Below are 18,590 nucleotides of genomic sequence, written 5' to 3'. Positions count from 1 at the left end.
AACGTGCCCCTGACCGCGCCCGGGACCACACCCCTGAGGCGACCGCACCACCCTTGTGACCGCACCCCGCACGCGACCCCACCCCTGACATGACTGCACACGACCCCGTTCCCACCCGCGGCTTCACCGGCCGCGCCCGCGCCGCCGACCGCGACCCGCGCCTGCCCCCGGGGCAGTACGACGCCCGCGACACCTGGCCCGTCCTGTCCGCCGAGGTCACGCCGCGCCTCGACGCGGCCGACTGGACCTTCCGCGTCGGCGGCCTCGTGGCCCGCCCGCGCACCTGGACCTGGGGCGAGGCGCACGCGCTGCCGCCCTCCGGGTACGCGGGCGACATCCACTGCGTGACGAGCTGGTCCAAGTTCGGCGTGCGCTTCGGCGGCGTGAGCCTCGACACGTTCCTCGCCGGGGCGGGCGGCCCGCTGCCCGCCGCCACCCACGTCGTCGCGTACGCGCACACCGGCTACACCGCGAACCTGCCGCTCGCCGACGTCACCGGCGGCCGGGCGTGGATCGTCTGGGAGTACGACGGCGAGCCGCTGCCGCCCGAGCACGGCGGCCCGGCCCGACTGATCGTCCCGCACCTGTACTTCTGGAAGAGCGTCAAGTGGGTCGCGGGCCTGGAGCTCCTCGACCACGACGAGCCCGGCTTCTGGGAGAAGAACGGCTACCACCACCGGGGCGACCCGTGGCGTGAGGAGCGTTACGCCGGTGACTGAGAACACCCCCGGGACCTTCGTCCCGCCGACCGCCTTCGCGGTGCCCGGACGCATCGCCGTGAACGAACAGGCAGCCGCCCGCTGGCAGCAGGCCCTGATCACCGGGATCCGCCGCGAGACGCACGCCGCCGCCACGTTCCGGCTCAAGGTGCCGGACTGGCAGGGGCACCTGCCCGGCCAGCACCTGATGCTGCGGCTGACCGCGGCGGACGGCTACGTCGCCCAGCGCCACTACTCCCTGGCCTCCCCGCCCGACGGCAGCGGCGAGATCGAGCTGACCCTGGACCACGTGCCGGGCGGCGAGGTGTCCGGGCACCTGCACACGGTCGCGCGGGTCGGCGACACCGTGGAGGTGCGCGGGCCGCTGTCCGGGTTCTTCGCCTGGCCCGGCGACCGGCCCGCGCTGCTGCTCGGCGCGGGCTCCGGTGTCGTACCGCTGATGTCGATGGTCCGCCACCACCGGCGCGCGGGCCTGACGGTGCCGCTGCGCCTGATCGTCTCGGCCCGTACGCGCGCGGACCTGATCTACGCGGAGGAGTACGGCGCGGAGACGGAGGTGGTCCTCACCCGCACGGAAGGCCGCCTGACCGCCCGGCACCTGGCGCGCCACCTCGGCACCGGGCAGCCGGACGGCGGCTGGGAGGCGTACGTCTGCGGCTCCAACGGCTTCGCGGAGCACGCCTCGCGGCTCCTGGTGGAGGGCGGCCAGCCGGTGGACCGGATCAGGATCGAACGCTTCGGCTGAACCCGTTCCGCGCGCGGCCGTGCACGCCATAATGGGGCCGATACATCGGATGTCTGAAACCGCGTCGGCCCCGGCAGGACGGTGACCTGTGCCACGGGGCCGCCCTGTGGCACGCGGCGCACGCGGTCGCCCGCACGGGGCTGCCCGTGACACTCCTCACCCAGGCGAGGTCCCCATGGCGGTCACGGACGAGGCCATCGCGAAGATCAAGGACATGATCGTCTCGGGTGCGCTGCGCCCCGGCGACCGGCTGCCCAAGGAGAGCGAACTCGCCGCCGCGCTCGGACTGTCCCGCAACTCCCTGCGCGAGGCGGTGCGCGCCCTGGCGCTGATGCGCGTCCTCGACGTACGGCAGGGCGACGGCACCTACGTCACCGGCCTCGGCCCGGAGCTGCTGCTCGGCGCGCTCACCTTCGTGACGGACCTCCACCGCGCCGACTCGGTCCCGGAGTTCCTGGCCGTACGCCGCATCCTGGAGCCCGCCGCGACGGCGATGGCGGCCACGCGGATCGGCGAGGCCGAACTGGACGCCCTGGCCGAGCGGTTGGACGCGCTCGGCGCCGCTCCCGGAGCGGAGGAACTGGCGGCCTACGACCTGGAGTTCCACCGCGGCGTCGCGCGGGCGGCCGGGAACACCGTCCTGTACTCGCTCCTTGAGGGCCTGGCCGGCCCGACGGCACGGGTCCACGTCCGGCGCGGCCTCACCCGGGAGGACGCGGTCGCCCGGGCGCCGCAGGAGCTGCGGGCGATCCTCGGCGCCCTGCGCGACCGGGACGCGGAGGCGGCGCGGTCCTGGGCGACCGTGCACCTGGCGAGCGCGGAGCGGTGGCTGCGCTCCGCACCGTGAGCGCCGGGTGCCACCGCTCCACCCGGCACGGCAGGAGTGAGGGGCGGTTGACCTGGGCAGTGATCGGGCACTCGGCGCCGCCGGGGGGCTGCGGAGGCCCCCGCGGGACGCCGTAAGGTTGGGGCGTACTTAGAGGAGAACGTCGGAAGGAGGCCTGGGTGATCGAGCTCGAGGGGGTACCCGAGCTGATCGACCCGGTCATGGTGGCCGCGTTCGAGGGCTGGAACGACGCCGGCGACGCCGCCTCCACCGCGGTCGCGCATCTCGACAAGGAGTGGAAGGGCGAGGTCTTCGCCGCACTGGACGCCGAGGACTACTACGACTTCCAGGTCAACCGCCCCACGGTGTGGCTGGACGGCGGTGTGCGGAAGATCACGTGGCCGACGACCCGGCTCTCGGTGGTCCGCGTCGGCGGCGACAAGCCGCGCGACCTGGTCCTGGTGCGGGGCATCGAGCCGTCCATGCGCTGGCGCTCGTTCTGCAACGAACTGCTCGGTTTCGCCCATGAACTGGGCGTCGAACTGATCGTGATCATGGGCGCGCTGCTCGGCGACACCCCGCACACCCGGCCGGTCCCGGTCAGCGGCGTCACGTCGGACCCGGACCTGGCGCGCACCATGGACCTGGAGGAGACCAAGTACGAGGGCCCGACGGGCATCGTCGGCATCCTCCAGGAGGCGTGCACGCACGCGGGCGTCCCGGCGGTCAGCCTGTGGGCTGCGGTGCCGCACTACGTGTCGCAGCCGCCGAACCCCAAGGCGACGCTCGCGCTCCTGAACCGCCTGGAGGACCTGATCGACCTCAGGATCCCGCTGGGCGAGCTGACCGAGGACGCGCGCGCCTGGCAGCTCGGCGTCGACCAGCTCGCGGCCGAGGACAGCGAGGTCGCCGAGTACGTGCAGTCCCTTGAGGAGGCGCGGGACACCGCGGAGCTGCCGGAGGCGTCGGGCGAGGCCATCGCCCGCGAGTTCGAGCGCTATCTGCGGCGCCGTGACGGCGGCGGGCCCGGCCAGGTCGGCGGGGTCGCCGCGGAGGGCGAGGGCGCGGCGTACCTGCGGGACACCCCGAGCGAGCGCACCCGCGCGCCGAAGCCGCAGCCCCGCGCGGAGGCCCCGGCGGACCCGGCGGCGAAGCCCGCGGCGGACGACGAGCCGACCGCCGGTGCGGCGGATGCCGCGAGTGCCGGGGATACCGCGGATGCCGCGACCGAAGGCCCGGAGGATGCCGGGGGCAGGGCGCCGGACGAGGGGTCGGGCGAGGGGTCGGACGGAGCTTCGGACAAGGCGTCGGCCAAGCCGTCGGACGAGGCATCGGATGGAACCGGCACTGGGGCCGGTACGGACCCGGACGGCGATGCTCCGCCGAAGGACGGCACCAGGAAGGACGGCGCCTCGAAGGACGGCGCCGCCAAGGGCCGCACCTCGAAGGGCCGCGCGAAGGGCTCTTCCGAAGGCCCCTCCGGCGATTCCTCGGAGGACTGAGCACCGCGCGACCGGAGGCACCGGCCGCAGGAGACCGGCTCCCAAGGGAGACCGGCGTCCAGGGGAACCGGCTCCAGGGCGAAACCGGCTCCCAGGGGAGACCGGCGTCCAGGGATGACCGGCTTCTAGAGGGAAACCCGCTTCCAGGGGCGGCACCCGCGAGGGTGCCGCCCCTGCGCGCTCCCGCCGCCCTCTCGTTCGTCTCTGGCCGGTTTGCGGCGTGACACGGGTTTGTGGCCGAAATGCACACGCTTCCCCGCTCGACTTCTCCTCAAACGCAGTTGGGGAGAAAGGGGTCTGGACGACCCGGCCCGGCGGTAGCAGGGTGTGCAGCGACCGAACGCCCGGGGCGCGGAAACCGAAGGGAGCGGTGAAGCGATGACCGAGCAGGTGCGGCAGGGCAGTGATCCGGGAGCCGGCGGCCCCGGACCCGACGGAGCGGGATTCACCTACCGGGCGACCCAACAGGAACTCATCGTCGTCGCACGGCCGGAGGCCAGGCTGCGCGCCCAGGAGCACGGCGTGCGCTCGGCGACGGGCGCCGACGTCTCGGCTCTCAACATGTTCCTCGACGACGAGCAACTCACCCTGGAGCCGCTGTTCGGCAGCGAGGACCGGCTCCAGGCGGCGGCGACGGGCACCGGCGACGACGTGCCCGACCTGACGCTCTTCTACCGGGTGCGCGGCGGCGAGGACCGGGCCGCGGAGCTGCGGGCGCGGATCGCGGCGCTGCCCGGCATCGACACGGCGTACGTCAAGCCGGCCGCCGTGCCGGCCACGCTCGGCGCGCCGGGGCGGCAGGCCGGCACCGGCGAGCCGGACGAGACGCGGCGCCGCAAGGAGGGCGCGCCCGTCACGCCCGACTTCCGCGGCCGCCAGGGCTATCTGGGCGCGGCCCCCGAGGGCGTCGACGCGCACTGGGCCTGGCAGCGGCTCGGCGGCGGCGGTGACGGCGTGACCGTCATCGACGTCGAGGGCGCCTGGCAGCTCAGCCACGAGGACCTGTCCGCGAAGCTCGCGGGCGTGGTGATCGGCACCCCGGTCCAGGACCTGGCGTGGCGCAACCACGGCACGGCCGTGCTCGGCGTGATCGGCGGCGACCGCAGCGGCTCCGGCATCACCGGCATCGCGCCGGACGCGGTGACGGCGGCGGCGTCGTTCCTGCCGAGCGGCACGGCGGCGACGATCCACGCGGCGGCGGACCGGCTCGCGCGGGGTGACCTCATCCTGCTCGAACTGCACCGGCCCGGGCCGCGGTTCGAGTTCGAGGACCGCGACGACCAGCGCGGGTACATCGCCCTGGAGTGGTGGCCGGACGACTACGCGGCGGTCCGCTACGCCACCGCCAAGGGCGTCATCGTGGTCGGCGCGGCGGGCAACGGCGCCGAGTCGCTGGACGACGCGGTGTACGAGCGGCGCCCGGACGAGTTCCCGTCCTGGTGGCGCAACCCGTTCAACCCGTCCAACCCGTCGTCCGACGCCGTCCTCGTCGGCGCGGGCGCGCCGCCGCCCGGCACGCACGGCCGCGACCACGGCCCGGACCGCTCGCGGCTCGCGTTCTCCAACTACGGCGCGCGCGTGGACGCGCAGGGCTGGGGCCGGGAGACCACGACGACCGGCGGCTTCTGGAACCAGCCGGGCGACCTCCAGGGCGGCGTGGACGAGATCGCCTGGTACACGGACACGTTCTCCGGCACGTCGTCGGCGTCCCCGATCGTCGTCGGCGCGCTCGCCTCGCTGCAGGGCATGCTGAAGGCGGCGGGCCAGGACCTCATGACGTCGTCCCGGGCGCGGGCCGTGCTGCGCGCGACCGGCTCGCCGCAACAGGACGCCCCGGGCCGCCCGGCGTCGCAGCGGATCGGCAACCGCCCCGACATCAAGGCGGCGGTCACCAAGCTCCTGCCGTCGGCGGTGGGCTCGGGCCGCGCCGAGCGCTACTGGGACGAGCTGATCCCCTACCCGCCCGAACTGCCGCCGCGGCTGCGGCTCTTCGTGGCCGGTGAGTGGCGCAACCTGAACCACCCGACGCCCGAGATCCGCCAGGCGGTGCACTCCGCCTTCGCGGGCGGCTCCCCGGACGTACGCGTCTGGTTCTCCGACGACGAGGTCGTGGGCCTGGTCGTCACGGGGTGAGCCGGCGCGCACCGTACCGCACGCGCCCGGCGCGGGCGCGGGCGCGGAGCGCGGAGGGAGCGGAACGGACCACCACGGCGCCCCGCACCACAGGCGGGGAGCGACAGCACGACGGACAGTTCACGCACGGACCATTGACGGAAGGTGGCACCAGCATGAGCACCACCCCGCAGATGAGTCAGCTCGGCCAGCAGCACGGCCAGCAGCAGTACGGTCCGCAGCAGTTCGGCCAGCAGCAGCCGCTCGGCCAGCAGCAGTACGGCCCCCAGGGCATGGGCCAGCAGGGCATGGGCCAGCAAGGCATCGGCCAGCAAGGCATCGGCCAGCAGGGCGTCGGCCAGCAGCAGGGCCAGAGCACCGCGCCGCCGCAGGCGCAGCAGCAGTTCGGCCAGCAGCAGCGGCCGTTCGGCCAGCAGGGCAGCGGTCAACAGGGCATGGGCCAGCAAGGCATCGGCCAGCAGGGCATGGGCCAGCAGCAGATCCCGCAGCACCTGCGCCAGCAGATGCAGCAGCTCGGCCAGCAGCAGCCGTTCCAGCACCTGCTCCAGCAGCTCGGCCAGCAGCAGATCCCGCAGGCCCAGGCGCCCACGATCTCCACGCACGCCCTCTCCGGGGCCGTCGCGGAGACCTTCTGGGACGTCGTCCAGCCGCTGCCCGGCCAGGCCTCCCTGCTGTACCTGCACGTGGACGGCGACTGGCGCGCGTACATCAACCCGAGCGAGCGAACCCGGGACCAGGTGCAGGAGGCGTTCGCGTACGGGCTGCCGGTCATCGGCTACTACGACACCAACAACCCGGGCATCCTCCTCGCGATCGTGATCACCAGGTGATCCGTACGGCCGGGTGAGGACCGGACAGCACGGCGGCGCCGGGCGGAACCTGTCCGCCCGGCGCCGCTGCGCACCCTCGGGTACGCGCGTACGGCGTCCGCCTAGAGCGCGACGCCGAGGAGCGCGTCGACGGCGCGCGACACCACGCCGGGCGCCCCCTCGTCCGTGCCGCCCTCGGCGTCCTGGCGGGCGACCCAGCGGTCGACGGCGGCGAGCGCGGCGGGCGCGTCCAGGTCGTCGGCGAGCGCCTCGCGCAGCTCCTCCACGAGGTGGTCGGCGGACGGGCCGTCCGGGCGCGACACGGCGGCGCGCCAGCGGCCCAGCCGCGCCTCGGCGTCCCGGAGGACCTGGTCGGTCCACTCCCAGTCGGCGCGGTAGTGGTGGGCGAGCAGCGAGAGCCGGATGGCGGCGGGGTCGACCCCGTCGCGCCGCAGCGCCGACACGAACACCAGGTTGCCCTTGGACTTGGACATCTTGGCGCCGTTGAGGGCGACCATCCCGGCGTGGACGTACGCCTTGGCGAACGGGTACTCGCCGGTCAGGGCCTGCGCGTGCGAGGCGCCCATCTCGTGGTGCGGGAAGGCGAGGTCGGAGCCGCCGCCCTGGATGTCGAAGCCCATGCCCAGGTGGTCCAGGGCGATGGCCACGCACTCGATGTGCCAGCCGGGCCGGCCGCGGCCCAGGGAGGCGCCGTCCCAGCTCGGCTCGCCCTCGCGGGCGGCCATCCACAGCATGGGGTCGAGCGGGTTCTTCTTGCCGGGCCGGTCCGGGTCGCCGCCGCGCTCGGCGGAGAGCAGCCGCATGGCGGCGGCGTCGAGCCCCGACACCTCGCCGAAGTGCGCGTCGGCCTCGACGGAGAAGTACACGTCCCCGTCCAGCTCGTAGGCGGCGCCCAGGTCCCGCAGCCGCTCCACGAGCGGCACGATGCCGGGTATGGCCTCGACGGCACCGACGTAGTGCCGGGGCGGCAGCAGCCGCAGGGCCGTCATGTCCTCGCGGAACAGCGCGGTCTCGGTCTGTGCCAGCTCCGCCCAGTCCTTGCCGTCGCGCTCGGCCCGCTCCAGGAGGGGGTCGTCCACGTCGGTCACGTTCTGTACGTAGTGCACCTGCCGCTTGGTGTCGAGCCATACGCGCTGCACGAGGTCGAACGCGTTGTAGGTCGCCGCGTGACCCATGTGGGTCGCGTCGTACGGTGTGATGCCGCAGACGTAGAGACGGGCGACGGGACCGGGTTCGAGGGTGACGAGTTCACCGGTCGCGGTGTCGTGGATCCGGAGGTCGCGGCCCTTGCCGGGCAGGACGGGGACCTCAGAAGCGGGCCAGGCATACATGCCATGAGCCTAACCGGATGCACCGTCCACATACGAGCCCGGGACCATGACCCGCGTCTCTCCCCCGTCGGCCGTCGTGGGCCGTGCCCGCCCGCGCTGCCTCCCGGGCGGACCAGCCGCCCGCACCGGCGGACCGTGTCAGACGGCGGCCGGTCCCCGCGGGAACGTCACACCGGCGGCCACGGGATGGCAGGCCACTCCCCGGAGGGGGCCGGGTGCCGTCCCGAGGCGAGCAGCGCCTCCACCCGGGCGCGGGTGGCCTCCACCTCGGCAGAGGTGATCAGCTCACCCAGCCGCACGGCAAGGCCCTGCCCCTCGGCAAGCCCCTCCCGCAAGGCCCCCAGGCCGGCCACCGCCTCGTCGGTGAGCTTCTCCCCGGCCCACCCCCACAGCAGCGTCCGCAGCTTGTCCTCCACGTGGAACGTGACCCCGTGGTCGATCCCGTACAGCCGCCCCCCGGCCCCCGCCACCAGGTGCCCGCCCTTGCGGTCCGCGTTGTTGACCACCGCGTCGAACACGGCGAGCCGCCGCAGCCGCTCGTCGTCCGCGTGCACGAGGAGCGCCGTGCGCCCCTCCCCCACCGCGGCGAACCCGACGGCCTTCCACCCGTCCCCCGGTTCGTCCCCGTCGACGAGTGCGAGCAGCTCCTCACCGGGGGCGGAGTCGCCGTCGTCGTCCGCGGGAGAGCCGATCCAGAGCTGGACCATGCCCTGCCCGTAGGGCCCGTCCCGCAGCACGGTGGGCGGTACGAGGCCCCAGCCGAGAGCCTCGGAGACCTCGTACGCGGCGACCTCGCGCTGCGCCAGCGTCCCGTCGGGGAAGTCCCACAGCGGGCGCTCCCCGGCGACGGGCTTGTAGACGCAGGACAGCGACCGGCCGGGGGCGTCGGGGGAGGCGACCGAGCAGTACAGCACCGCGTTGGACGCCTCCCGGATCTGTCCGCGCACGGTCAGCTCGCCCTGGGCGAGCAGCTCCGTGTCGGTCAGGCTCCTCGCCGGTATCCGTTCTGGCGCGGGCATACGTGTCCTTCCGGGTCGAGCGGCAGGCTGCACAGCGGGCACGGCGGGCGCCCGGCGTTCACGACGTCGAGGGCGCGCTTGGCGAAGGCCCTGGCCTGCGCGCCGGTGAGCCGGACGCGGAGCATCGGCGGGCCGTTCTCCTCGTCCTGCAGAAGTCTCTCCTCGGCCTCCGCGAGGTCGTCCTCGGAGTCCGCGTCCAGCTCGACGAGGGCCTGCGCCTCGACGATCATCCGCTCGGCCTCACCGTCCCAGGCGAGCGCCATCGTGCCGACCCGGAACTCCTCCTCGACCGGCGCGTCCAGCGGGGCGCTGTCGGTGACCTCGGCGGGCGCCACGGCGGGCACCGCCGCGCTGCCCCCGCTGCGGCGCACCACCTCGTCGAGCAGCTCTTCCATGCGTTCGGCGAGCGCGGCGACCTGGGTCTTCTCCAGGGCGACGCTGGTCACCCGCACTCCGGCGGACGCCTGGAGGAAGAAGGTACGCCGCCCGGGGAGCCCGACGGTTCCGGCCACGAAGCGTTCCGGCGGGTCGTAGAGGAACACCTGACGGGGCACGTCCTGTCTCCATTGGGATCGACTGCGTGTACTTGACGCGACAACTGAGGGGAACCCTACTGCGGGCGACGATCACGGTCATGGCGGGCGTCTCACGGAGCGCCCGCGTCTCCCCCCACCTGAGCATCCTCGCCCGCCGGCTCGCCCCGCGGGGCCAGGGACGTGAAGTCCCCGGTGTCCCCGAGGCGGACGAGGAACGGGCGCAGCCGGGTGTAACGGATCGCCGTGATGGAACAAGGTTCTACGGAGATCCGCTGAAAGAGGTCGAGATGGAGTCCGAGGGCATCGGCGACGAGCGACTTGATGATGTCGCCGTGGGAACACATGAGGTAGACGGCTTCGGGGCCGTGGTCGCGCTCCACGCGCGCGTTCCACTCGCGTACGGCCTCGGCCGCGCGGGTCTGCATGGCGCGCAGGGACTCCCCGCCGGGAAAGGCCGCGGCGGAGGGGTGCTGCTGGACGACCTGCATCAGCGGCTCGTCGGCGAGTTCGGCGAGCTTGCGGCCGGACCAGTCGCCGTAGTGGCACTCGCCGACGCGGTCGTCGGTGTGGACGGTGAGGTCGGGGCGGGCCGCGCGGAGCGGCGCCAGAGTCTCCTGGCAGCGCTGGAGGGGGCTGGTGACGGCCTCGGCGAGCGGCAGCGCGGCGAGCCTGCCGGGCAGCGCGGCGGCCTGCTCCAGGCCGCGCTCGTCCAGGCCGACACCGGGGGTCCACCCGGCGAGCAGGCCCGCGGTGTTGGCCGTGGAGCGTCCGTGCCGGACGAGTATCAGCGTGGGCATGCTGGCCAGCCTAAGCCGACGCGCGGGTGCGGCAGCAGTGCGGCCTGGGGAGAATGCGCAACGTGATCGTCGACTGTGCCCTCTACCGGCACGGGCACCGGACCGAGGGTCCCGAGGACCTGTCCGACGCCCTGGAGCAGGCGCGCGCGGCCGGCGACGCCTTTGTGTGGATCGGCCTGCACGAGCCGACGGAGAAAGAGTTCGACCTGGTCACGGAGGAGTTCGGGCTGCACCCGCTGGCGGTCGAGGACGCCCTGAAGGCGCACCAGCGGCCGAAGCTCGAGGTGTACGAGGACTCGCTGTTCATGGTCCTGAAGCCGGTGGTGTACGAGCCGGAGAGCGACACGGTGTCCTCGGGGGAGCTCATGCTCTTCATGGGGGACTCGTTCGTGGTGACGGTCCGGCACGGCGAGGGTGCGCCCCTGGGCCGCGTACGGGACCGCCTGGAGGCGGAGCCCGAGGTCCTGGAGCACGGCACGACGGCGGTGCTGTACGCCATCGCCGACGCCGTCGTGGACCACTACCTGGAGGTCGCGAACGAGTTGCAGACGGACCTGGAGGTCCTGGAGACCGAGGTGTTCTCGCCGGACAGCGGCGGGTCGCGGAACTCGGCGTCGCGGATCTACCGGTTCAAGCGCCAGATCCTGGAGTTCCGACGGGCCACCGGACCGCTGGCGATGCCGGTCGCCCGGCTCGCCGGGGTCGGCCCCACCGACCGCTCCGTACCGTACGTGGACGAGTCGGCGCAGCCGTACCTGCGGGACGTCCACGACCACCTGACGCGCGTGAACGAGTCCGTGGAGGGCCTGGACCGCCTGGTCACCGACGTCCTGTCCGCGCACCTGGCGCAGATGAGCGTGCGGCAGAACGACGACATGCGGAAGATCTCCGCCTGGGCCGCCATGGCCGCCGTGCCGACGATGATCGCGGGCGTCTACGGCATGAACTTCGACCACATGCCGGAGCTGCACTGGGAGTGGACGTACCCGGCGGTGATCCTGCTGATGGTCGTGCTGGAAGTGGTCCTGTTCCGGATGTTCAAGCGCCGCGGCTGGCTGTAGCGCCCGCGCCGCGTCCGGCTTGCCCGGCCACGCGCGCGTACCCGCGCGTGTGGCCGGGCGGGCCGGGGCGTCAGGCGAACTCGGGCGCGGGGGTGGCGGGCCCGCCCAGGGCGTCCCGGCGCTCCGGCATCCGCAGGCCGACCATCTTGCGCCAGCCGCCGAGGCGTTCGTACGCGTGGACGGTGTGGATGCCCGACGCGAGGAGTCGCACCTTGGTGGGCGACCAGCGCAGGATGCGGCCCATGTGCTCCATGACGGCGAGGCCGACGTCGCGGTGCACGCGGATCTCGACGTGCGCGGCCTCGCGGAGCGCGCGCTGGATGGCGCGGCCGTGGCCCGCGCGGGCGAAGCGGAGCAACTCCTCGTGGCAGTAGGCCAGGTGGTTGTCCTCGTCGTTCGAGATCATCCGCACGGCCCTGCCGATCTCCGGGTGGTCCGCGAAGTGCCTGCTCAGCAGCGCCATCTGGTCGGCGGCGCGCTGCTCGGTGACCCTGCTGTGCGCGAGGTACGTGATGATGTCCCGCTCGGTGAGCCGCTTGTCGGCGCGGAGCTTCTCGTGCGCGAGGCCGATGCCGTGGCGCTCCAGGAGCATCGTGTAGTCGGTCTCCTGCGGGACCTCGCACGGCTCCAGGCCGCGCTTCTTCAGCAGCGCGCGGAAGATGCGGCCGTGCTTGTCCTCGTCGGCGCCGTGCCGGGCGATCCTGGGGGCGAGGTCGCGCCGGGTCTCGGGCACGAGCGCGGCGATGCGGCCGTTCTCCCAGCCGCCCTGGGACTCCCCGCTGGCCGCGATGGAGCAGAACAGCCGGAACGACTCGTCGTTGTCGAGGATCTCCTGGAAGAGACTCCTGGCCGAGAGCATCGCAGGCACCTCCATGCCTTCGCGGTCCGCGCGGACCGCCGCGAGGAACGAGTCAAATGCCCGGCGTGCCGGGAGGCAACAGGGGTGCGGGACAGCTCGGCCGAACGAAGGACACCAGCCGCCGGACGAGGGGCCGTAACCGGAGGGCTGCCGAAACGTTGTGCTTCCTGACGGCCGTGGCGGGGAAGACCCCCGAGCCCCCACCACGGCCGTGGAAATTCTCCCGGGCCCGCGGGCGCCGAAGACCTCCCCGGCCCCGGGCGTGTCGCACCCTCCCGGGCCTCTCTCGGACCTCTTCGGCCCCTCAGGTCCGCTCAGGCCAGTCCGGCCCGCTCCAGGGCCTCGGTACCCGCCCGCAGCGAGGCGAGCCGGTCCTCCAGGGAGAAGCCCGCGGGCGACAGCGTGAGCGTGGTGACCCCGGCCTCGGCGTAGGCGCGCATCCGGTCGGCGATCCGGTCCACGGAACCGAGCAGCGTGGTGGAGTCGATGAGCGACTGCGGCACGGCGGCCGCCGCGCCCTCCTTGTCGCCGGACAGGTACTTGTCCTGGATCTCGGCCGCCTCCTTCTCGTAGCCCATGCGGCACGCGAGCTGGTTGTAGAAGTTCTGCTTGCGGCTGCCCATGCCGCCGACGTACAGCGCGGTGTACGGCCGGAACATGTCGGCGAGCGTGTCCACGTCCGCGTCCTCGCCGACCGCCAGCGGCACCGTCGGCACGACGTCGAAGCCGTCCATGGTCAGGCCCGCCCTCTCCCGCCCGGCGCGCAGGTGCCGGAGCGCGGTCTCCTCCAGGTGCTCGGCGGCGGGGAAGATCAGCAGGGCACCGTCGGCGATCTCGCCGGTCTGCTCCAGGTTCTTGGGGCCGATGGCGGCGATGTACAGCGGGATGTGCTCGCGCTGCGGGTGCACGGTCAGCTTCAGCGGCTTGCCGGGGCCGTCCGGCAGGGGCAGCGTCCAGTGCGCGCCCTCGTACGAGAGCCGCTCGCGGGTCATGGCCTTGCGGACGATCTCGACGTACTCGCGCGTACGGGCCAGCGGCTTGTCGAACTTCACGCCGTACCAGCCCTCGGAGACCTGCGGGCCGGAGACGCCGAGGCCCAGGCGGAAGCGGCCGCCCGAGAGCGAGTCCAGCGTCGCGGCCGTCATCGCGGTCATCGCGGGCTGCCGGGCGGGGATCTGGAAGATCGCCGAGCCGACGTCGATGCGCTCGGTCTGCGCCGCGACCCAGGACAGCACGGTGGCCGCGTCCGAGCCGTAGGCCTCGGCCGCCCAGCAGACCGCGTACCCCAGCTTGTCGGCCTCCTTCGCGACGGTGAGGTTGTCCGCGTCCATCCCCGCGCCCCAGTAGCCGAGGTTGATCCCGAGCTGCATGGCCGAATCCCCTTACCCGTGAGTAACGTCTGTGTGCCGGGACTGTAGCGCGCGGGCGCGGGTTCCGTCAGGGGCGAGCGGCGCGCCCGCGTCCCGCGCGGCCCGCGGGCGCCGCGCGCCGGGGCCCCGTCCCTCGCCCGGGGCATCGGGTTGTCCACATCCGTGCGTTCGTCCACAGCCTTGCCCGGGGCTGTGGCGTGGCCAGTAATCTCGCGGCCATGGAGCAGAGGCATCTCGGCCGTACGGGTCTGCGCGTGTCCCGGATCGGGCTCGGCACCCTCACCTGGGGCCATTCCGAGGAGACCGACGAGAACGACGCCGCGGACCTGCTGAAGGTCTTCTGGGAGGCGGGCGGCACCCTCGTCGACACGGCCGACGTGTACGGCGACGGCGAGGCCGAGTACCTCCTCGGCCGGCTCGTGGAGCGGCTCGTGCCGCGCCGCGACCTCGTCATCGCGACCAAGGCGGGCAGCGTGCCCGACCCCGACCGCCGCTTCGACGGCTCGCGCGGCCACCTCCTGTCCGCCCTGGACGCCTCGCTCGCCCGCCTCGGCACGGACTACGTGGACGTGTGGCAGGTGCACGCCTTCGATCCCTGCACGCCGCTGGAGGAGACGCTCCAGGCCCTGGACATCGCCGTCGCCAGCGGCCGGGCGCGCTACGCGGGCGTCTCCAACTTCAGCGGCTGGCAGCTCGCGAAGGCCGCGACGTGGCAGTTGACCGCGCCCGGCACCCGCTCCCGCATCGCCAGTACGCAGATGGAGTACTCCCTGCTCCAGCGCGGCGTGGAGCGCGAGGTGCTGCCCGCGGCCCTGGACCTCGGCGTGGGGCTGCTGCCGTCGTCACCGCTCGGCCGCGGCGTCCTCACCGGCAAGTACCGGCACGCCACGCCCGCCGACTCGCGCGGGGCCTCGGAGCAGTTCGCCCCGTTCGTCGCGCCGTATTTGGACGACGCGGCGAGCCGGGTCGTCGACGCCGTGGTGACGGCGGCCGACGGGCTCGCCGTGACACCGCTGCACGTGGCGCTCGCCTGGGTGCGGGACCGCCCGGGCGTGGCCGCCCCCATCGTCGGCGCGCGCACCGCGCAGCAGCTCGCGGCGGCGTTGTCAGTGGAGACCCTTAGTCTTCCTGACGAGATCTGCCGGGCGCTCGACGACGTGTCGGCGCCCGTGCACCGCTACCCAGACCAGGACTGGAGCACGCTGTGAGTACGGAGTCCGCTGCCGCGGAGGTCACCGAGCCCGAGGCCCCGCAGGCCGGGGCGGCCGGGGCGGAGCCCGGGACTGCGCCGGAGGCCGGGGCCGGGCCGGAAGCCGTCACCGAGGTGGAGCGGGAGGCCGCTGCCGTGCCGGACGGGGCGGCCGAGCCCGGCGCGGGGGACGAGCCGGGTGCGGGGGACCAGGCGGACAGGACGGACGAGCCGGGCGGGACGGACGGGGACAGCGCGGACGGCGCCGGGAGTGCCGACGCCGCTGCCGCGGCCGGTGCGGACGCCTCCGAGGCTGGCACGGACGACGCCGCAGCCGGTGCGGACGGTGCCGCGAGCGGGGCCGGGGAGCTGTCCGAGGCCGAGGCGGAGCTGGCCGCGCAGCGGGAGCTGCGGCAGCGGATCGAGGAGCGCAAGGCGGCCAAGAAGGGCCCCCTGGAGGCCGGTGCCAAGCTGGCCGGCACGGCCGCCGACCTGCTCGCGGCCGTACGGGCCGTGGAGAGCGGCGAGAAGCCGGTCGCCTCGGCGTTCCAGGACCCCGGGCCCGTCGCGCCGCGCAGGCCCGCGCCGGAGCCGGCGCGGCGCCCGGTCCAGGTGGCTCCGGCCGCTCCCGCCGAGCCCGCGCAGGAGGCCGTCGCCGCCGTGGCGGCCGTGCTCACCGAGGGCGGGGCGCCCACCGCGCTCGCGCCCCGGGCGGCGACCGCCCTCGGCGAGGGCGCGGACGGCCTGCTGCGCGAGGACCCCTGGCAGTTGCTGCGGGTCCCCGGGGTGCGGCCCGAGCAGGCCGACGGCTTCGCGCGGGCGCTGCTCGGCGACGGCTGCGGGCCCGGGGACGAGCGCCGGGGCCGCGCCCTGGTGGTGTGGCTCCTGGAGCAGGCCGCACTGGCCGGGCACACGGCCCTCGACACGGCGGCGCTCACCGCCGCGCTCGGGCAGCGCGCCGTGCCGGACCCGGACGAGGCGGTGCGGAGCGCCGTGGCGGAGGGCGACGTACTCGTCTTCCAGGACGCCCTGGACGACGCCCCCCAGGCGGCTCCCGTCCCCGCCGCCGAGGGCGCCGGGGACGAGGAGGAGGCGGCGCCCCCGGTCCGCGTCCTGTTCGGCCTGGAGCGGTACGCGCTGGCGGAGGAGAGCCTCGCCGACGGTCTCGCCCGCGTGCTCAACTCCCTGCCGAAGGACGACGGACCCGGTCCGGACGCCGAGGCGTGGGAGGCCGCCGCGAGCAAGGTGTCCGGCTCCGCCGCCGAGCTGATCCGCGCCGTCGCCGCGCACGGCCTGGTGCTGCACACCGGCGGCGAGGCGGCCCGCTCCGAGCCCGCCGCCCTGGTCGCGGCGGCCCGCTCGCTCGGCCTGCGGGTGTGCGCGGCGACCCACACCGCGGACGGGCGGCGCCGCCTGGCCCAGCACCTCGACACCGGCGGCACGAACGCCGCGCACGGTGCGCAGGGCGCCACCGATGGCTCCGGTCCTGGCCCCGGTGGCGCCGGTGGCCCCGGCGTGGACCGTTCCGCGGACGCGGACGTCGCCGTCACCGTGGCCGGGCTGCTGTCCGGGCAGCAGGGCCCGGGCCGGGACGCGGAGGGCGCGCTGGCCCTGGACCTCCTGGTGGTCCTGGACGCGCCGCAGCTCGACGTGGAGACGGCGGCCGTGCTCGTCGAGTCGCTGCCCGACGGCGCCCGCCTGGTCCTCAGCGGCGACCCGGGCGTGCTGTGGTCCGCGGGCCCGGGCCGGGTCTTCGCCGACCTGCTCGCGGCGCGTGCCTGCCCCCAGGTCGTCTCGCGCACGCCGGACCCCGGCCCCATCGGCGAGCTGGTGTCGGGCATCGGCGTCGGTGAGCTCACCGAGGTCGCCGCGCCGGACAAGGAGGTCGTCATCGTGCCGGTGCGCGACGCCGCCGACGCGATCCACCGCACGGTGCAGCTCGTCGCGGACTCGGTGCCCCGCGCGCTCGGGGTGCCGCCCGAGCACACACAGGTCCTCACGCCGGGCCATGGCGGGGCCGCGGGCACCCGCGCGCTCAACGCGGCGCTGAAGGAACGGCTGAATCCCGGCCCGGGCCGGTTCGGCGGCTTCGACCCCGGCGACCGCGTCGCGTACGCCCCGGCGCCGGGCCGCACGGCGCTCGGCCGCGTCGTACGGGCCGACGCGGAGGGCCTGCACCTGGAGTGCGACGGCACCCCCGTGGTCGTACCGAAGGAGCGGGTGGAGCAGAGCGTGCGGCACGCCTGGGCCGTCACGGCGCACCAGGCGGCCGGGCGCCGCTGGCCCGCCGCCGTGGTGGTGCTGCCGGGCGACGCCGCCGGGGTGCTGACCCGGCCCTGGGTCTACTCCGCCTTCAGCCGCGCCGAGCGCCATCTGTCGGTGGTCCAGGGCGTCGCCCAGGCCCTGCCCCAGGCGGTGGCGGAGCGCCCGGCCAAGGAGCGTACGACCCGCCTGCGCACCCTGCTGCGCCCCCAGCCCGAGGTGGGCTGAGGGACCGCGCGGGCCTGAGGCCCTCCGGCCCGCGCGGTGGCCGGAGGGCGGCCCGGTCGCCGCGCGGGTCCGGCGCGCGGGCCTAGGCGGACTCGCCCGGCTTGCGTTCGACGAGCTCCACTTCCTCGGTGTCGCCCAGGACCACCGCCTCGTCGAGCACGTAGTCCAGCTCGCCGTCCGCGTCAGGATCGGCCGGATTCCGACCGCCGAGGTCGTCGACGTCGTCGAGCTCGTCTGCGTCATCGATGTCATCGGCGTCGTGCAGGCCGCCGACACCGTTCGGCTCGTCGTCGAAGACCGCGCTGACGTCGAAGCGGCACACCACGCGCTGGGGGTCGACCTGCTCGAAGGGCGACTCCAGCCACTCGCCCGCCTCCGCCGGCTCCTCCAGGGCCGTGACCCAGAGCGTGGAGTCGCCCTCCTCCAGGCCGAACTCCTTGTGCCGGGAGGCGATCTCGTCCGCTTCGAACTCGCCGAAGAGCAGGCCGATGGCGCCCGGCACGGTGCCCGCCTGGCGGTCGTCGTCCGCCGCGTCCTCGTCCGCCGCCTCCACGCGGGCGGCCTGGGCGAGGAGCCGCTGCGGTTCCGCCACGGCGTAGTCGCGCCGGATCAGCACGCTCAGCGCGGTCGGCTCCACGGGCCCCTGGTACGGCGGAAGGCTGTCCTCCGCGCCGGGGATCTCGAAGGGGGTGACCTCGTCGTACCGGTCGTAGAGCAGTTCGTCGTAGGTTTCGGCCGCGGCGGCCAGCTCGTTGAACGCGTCGTAGACGGCCGGATCGTCCTCGCCCGACCTGCGTTCGACCGCGGCGAGATGGCGGTCGAGCGCGGTCTTGACCGCCTCGGCGGCGGCGCGTACCTCGGCAGCGGTGGGCTGCGCAGCATCAGACATAGTGCAGACGCTATCCGTACCGGGCCGGTGCCCGCACAATAGATGCGATGCCGGAATACGAATTTGTCGACGTGTACGTTCCGCGCGGGGTCTCCCGCAAGGAGGCGACACGTCTGCTGACGGACCACGCAGAGTACGGACACTGGGAGCTGGACCGCCTCAGCCTGCACGCCGACGGCAGTCGGCGGGTGCGGCTGCGGCGGCGCATCATCCGCCAGGTCCGAGCCACTTGGTGAGGCGGTGAGGCGGGTGGTGTGAGGAGGGAGCGGGCCCCGCGCGATCGCGGGGCCCGCT

17 protein-coding genes are annotated in these 18,590 nt (G+C 74.4%); 10 read left to right on the top strand and 7 right to left on the bottom strand.

Going from position 1 to position 18,590, the window contains the following annotated elements:
• The first annotated feature begins 89 nt into the window (after positions 1-89).
• The 6 genes from QK440_RS23155 to QK440_RS23130 all read left to right on the top strand — a co-directional run bounded on the left by QK440_RS23155 (position 90) and on the right by QK440_RS23130 (position 6,755).
• Complete coding sequence (locus QK440_RS23155; RefSeq protein ID WP_282795101.1) at positions 90-719, top strand: sulfite oxidase-like oxidoreductase; 630 nt, start codon at positions 90-92, stop codon at positions 717-719.
• Complete coding sequence (locus QK440_RS23150) at positions 712-1,464, top strand: ferredoxin reductase (protein ID WP_282795100.1); 753 nt, start codon at positions 712-714, stop codon at positions 1,462-1,464. The genes QK440_RS23155 and QK440_RS23150 overlap by 8 nt, the downstream gene beginning before the upstream one ends.
• A gap of 175 nt (positions 1,465-1,639) precedes the next feature.
• Positions 1,640-2,311: an FCD domain-containing protein gene (locus QK440_RS23145; protein WP_282795099.1), complete on the top strand. Its 672-nt coding sequence runs from the start codon at positions 1,640-1,642 to the stop codon at positions 2,309-2,311.
• 158 nt (positions 2,312-2,469) lie between these two features.
• Positions 2,470-3,792, top strand: a complete 1,323-nt coding sequence (locus QK440_RS23140; protein WP_282795098.1) for a PAC2 family protein — start codon at positions 2,470-2,472, stop codon at positions 3,790-3,792.
• Positions 3,793-4,170: 378 nt separating this feature from the next.
• On the top strand, positions 4,171-5,925 hold the full coding sequence (locus QK440_RS23135) for a S8 family peptidase (protein WP_282795097.1): 1,755 nt from the start codon (positions 4,171-4,173) through the stop codon (positions 5,923-5,925).
• Positions 5,926-6,080: 155 nt separating this feature from the next.
• The gene (locus QK440_RS23130) at positions 6,081-6,755 is read left to right on the top strand and encodes a hypothetical protein (RefSeq protein WP_282795096.1); all 675 of its coding nucleotides are present in this window, start codon (positions 6,081-6,083) and stop codon (positions 6,753-6,755) included.
• Between the two features lie 101 nt (positions 6,756-6,856).
• Here the strand turns inward: QK440_RS23130 and mshC are convergent, their stop codons facing one another.
• The 4 genes from mshC to QK440_RS23110 form a co-directional block, all read right to left on the bottom strand.
• Complete coding sequence (gene mshC / locus QK440_RS23125) at positions 6,857-8,086, bottom strand: cysteine--1-D-myo-inosityl 2-amino-2-deoxy-alpha-D-glucopyranoside ligase (RefSeq protein WP_282795095.1); 1,230 nt, start codon at positions 8,084-8,086, stop codon at positions 6,857-6,859.
• A 167-nt stretch (positions 8,087-8,253) separates the two neighbouring features.
• A complete protein-coding gene (locus QK440_RS23120; protein WP_282795094.1) occupies positions 8,254-9,105 on the bottom strand; it encodes an SCO1664 family protein in 852 nt (283 codons plus the stop codon).
• Entirely contained in the window at positions 9,069-9,659 is a 591-nt protein-coding gene (locus QK440_RS23115; protein WP_282795093.1) for a DUF3090 domain-containing protein, read from the bottom strand. The genes QK440_RS23120 and QK440_RS23115 overlap by 37 nt, the downstream gene beginning before the upstream one ends.
• 92 nt (positions 9,660-9,751) lie before the next feature.
• Entirely contained in the window at positions 9,752-10,438 is a 687-nt protein-coding gene (locus QK440_RS23110) for a histidine phosphatase family protein (RefSeq protein ID WP_282795092.1), read from the bottom strand.
• 62 nt (positions 10,439-10,500) lie between these two features.
• Here QK440_RS23110 and corA point away from each other — a divergent pair, with 62 nt between their 5' ends.
• Positions 10,501-11,499, top strand: coding sequence for a magnesium/cobalt transporter CorA (corA, locus tag QK440_RS23105; RefSeq protein WP_282795091.1), 999 nt, complete (start codon positions 10,501-10,503; stop codon positions 11,497-11,499).
• 70 nt (positions 11,500-11,569) lie between these two features.
• Here the strand turns inward: corA and QK440_RS23100 are convergent, their stop codons facing one another.
• Both QK440_RS23100 and QK440_RS23095 read right to left on the bottom strand, forming a co-directional pair.
• Entirely contained in the window at positions 11,570-12,358 is a 789-nt protein-coding gene (locus QK440_RS23100) for a ferritin-like domain-containing protein (protein ID WP_282795132.1), read from the bottom strand.
• 314 nt (positions 12,359-12,672) lie between these two features.
• Positions 12,673-13,728, bottom strand: a complete 1,056-nt coding sequence (locus tag QK440_RS23095) for an LLM class F420-dependent oxidoreductase (RefSeq protein WP_282795090.1) — start codon at positions 13,726-13,728, stop codon at positions 12,673-12,675.
• Positions 13,729-13,946: 218 nt separating this feature from the next.
• Between QK440_RS23095 and QK440_RS23090 the strand changes: the two genes are divergently transcribed.
• Both QK440_RS23090 and QK440_RS23085 read left to right on the top strand, forming a co-directional pair.
• Positions 13,947-14,936 carry an aldo/keto reductase gene (locus tag QK440_RS23090; protein WP_282795089.1) on the top strand — a complete coding sequence of 330 codons (990 nt, stop codon included), beginning with the start codon at positions 13,947-13,949 and terminating at the stop codon, positions 14,934-14,936.
• Positions 14,937-15,052: 116 nt separating this feature from the next.
• Entirely contained in the window at positions 15,053-17,407 is a 2,355-nt protein-coding gene (locus tag QK440_RS23085; RefSeq protein WP_282795131.1) for a helix-hairpin-helix domain-containing protein, read from the top strand.
• Between the two features lie 82 nt (positions 17,408-17,489).
• Here QK440_RS23085 and QK440_RS23080 read toward each other — a convergent pair whose 3' ends face one another.
• Positions 17,490-18,296 carry a hypothetical protein gene (locus QK440_RS23080; RefSeq protein WP_282795088.1) on the bottom strand — a complete coding sequence of 269 codons (807 nt, stop codon included), beginning with the start codon at positions 18,294-18,296 and terminating at the stop codon, positions 17,490-17,492.
• A 47-nt stretch (positions 18,297-18,343) separates the two neighbouring features.
• Here QK440_RS23080 and QK440_RS23075 point away from each other — a divergent pair, with 47 nt between their 5' ends.
• Positions 18,344-18,532: a DUF5703 family protein gene (locus QK440_RS23075; protein WP_016641768.1), complete on the top strand. Its 189-nt coding sequence runs from the start codon at positions 18,344-18,346 to the stop codon at positions 18,530-18,532.
• The last annotated feature ends 58 nt before the right edge of the window (positions 18,533-18,590 follow it).

It is taken from the genome of Streptomyces sp. CC224B (genome assembly GCF_030010595.1).
Taxonomy (GTDB): domain Bacteria; phylum Actinomycetota; class Actinomycetes; order Streptomycetales; family Streptomycetaceae; genus Streptomyces; species Streptomyces longispororuber.
This window is presented reverse-complemented; position numbering and strand designations above follow the sequence as displayed.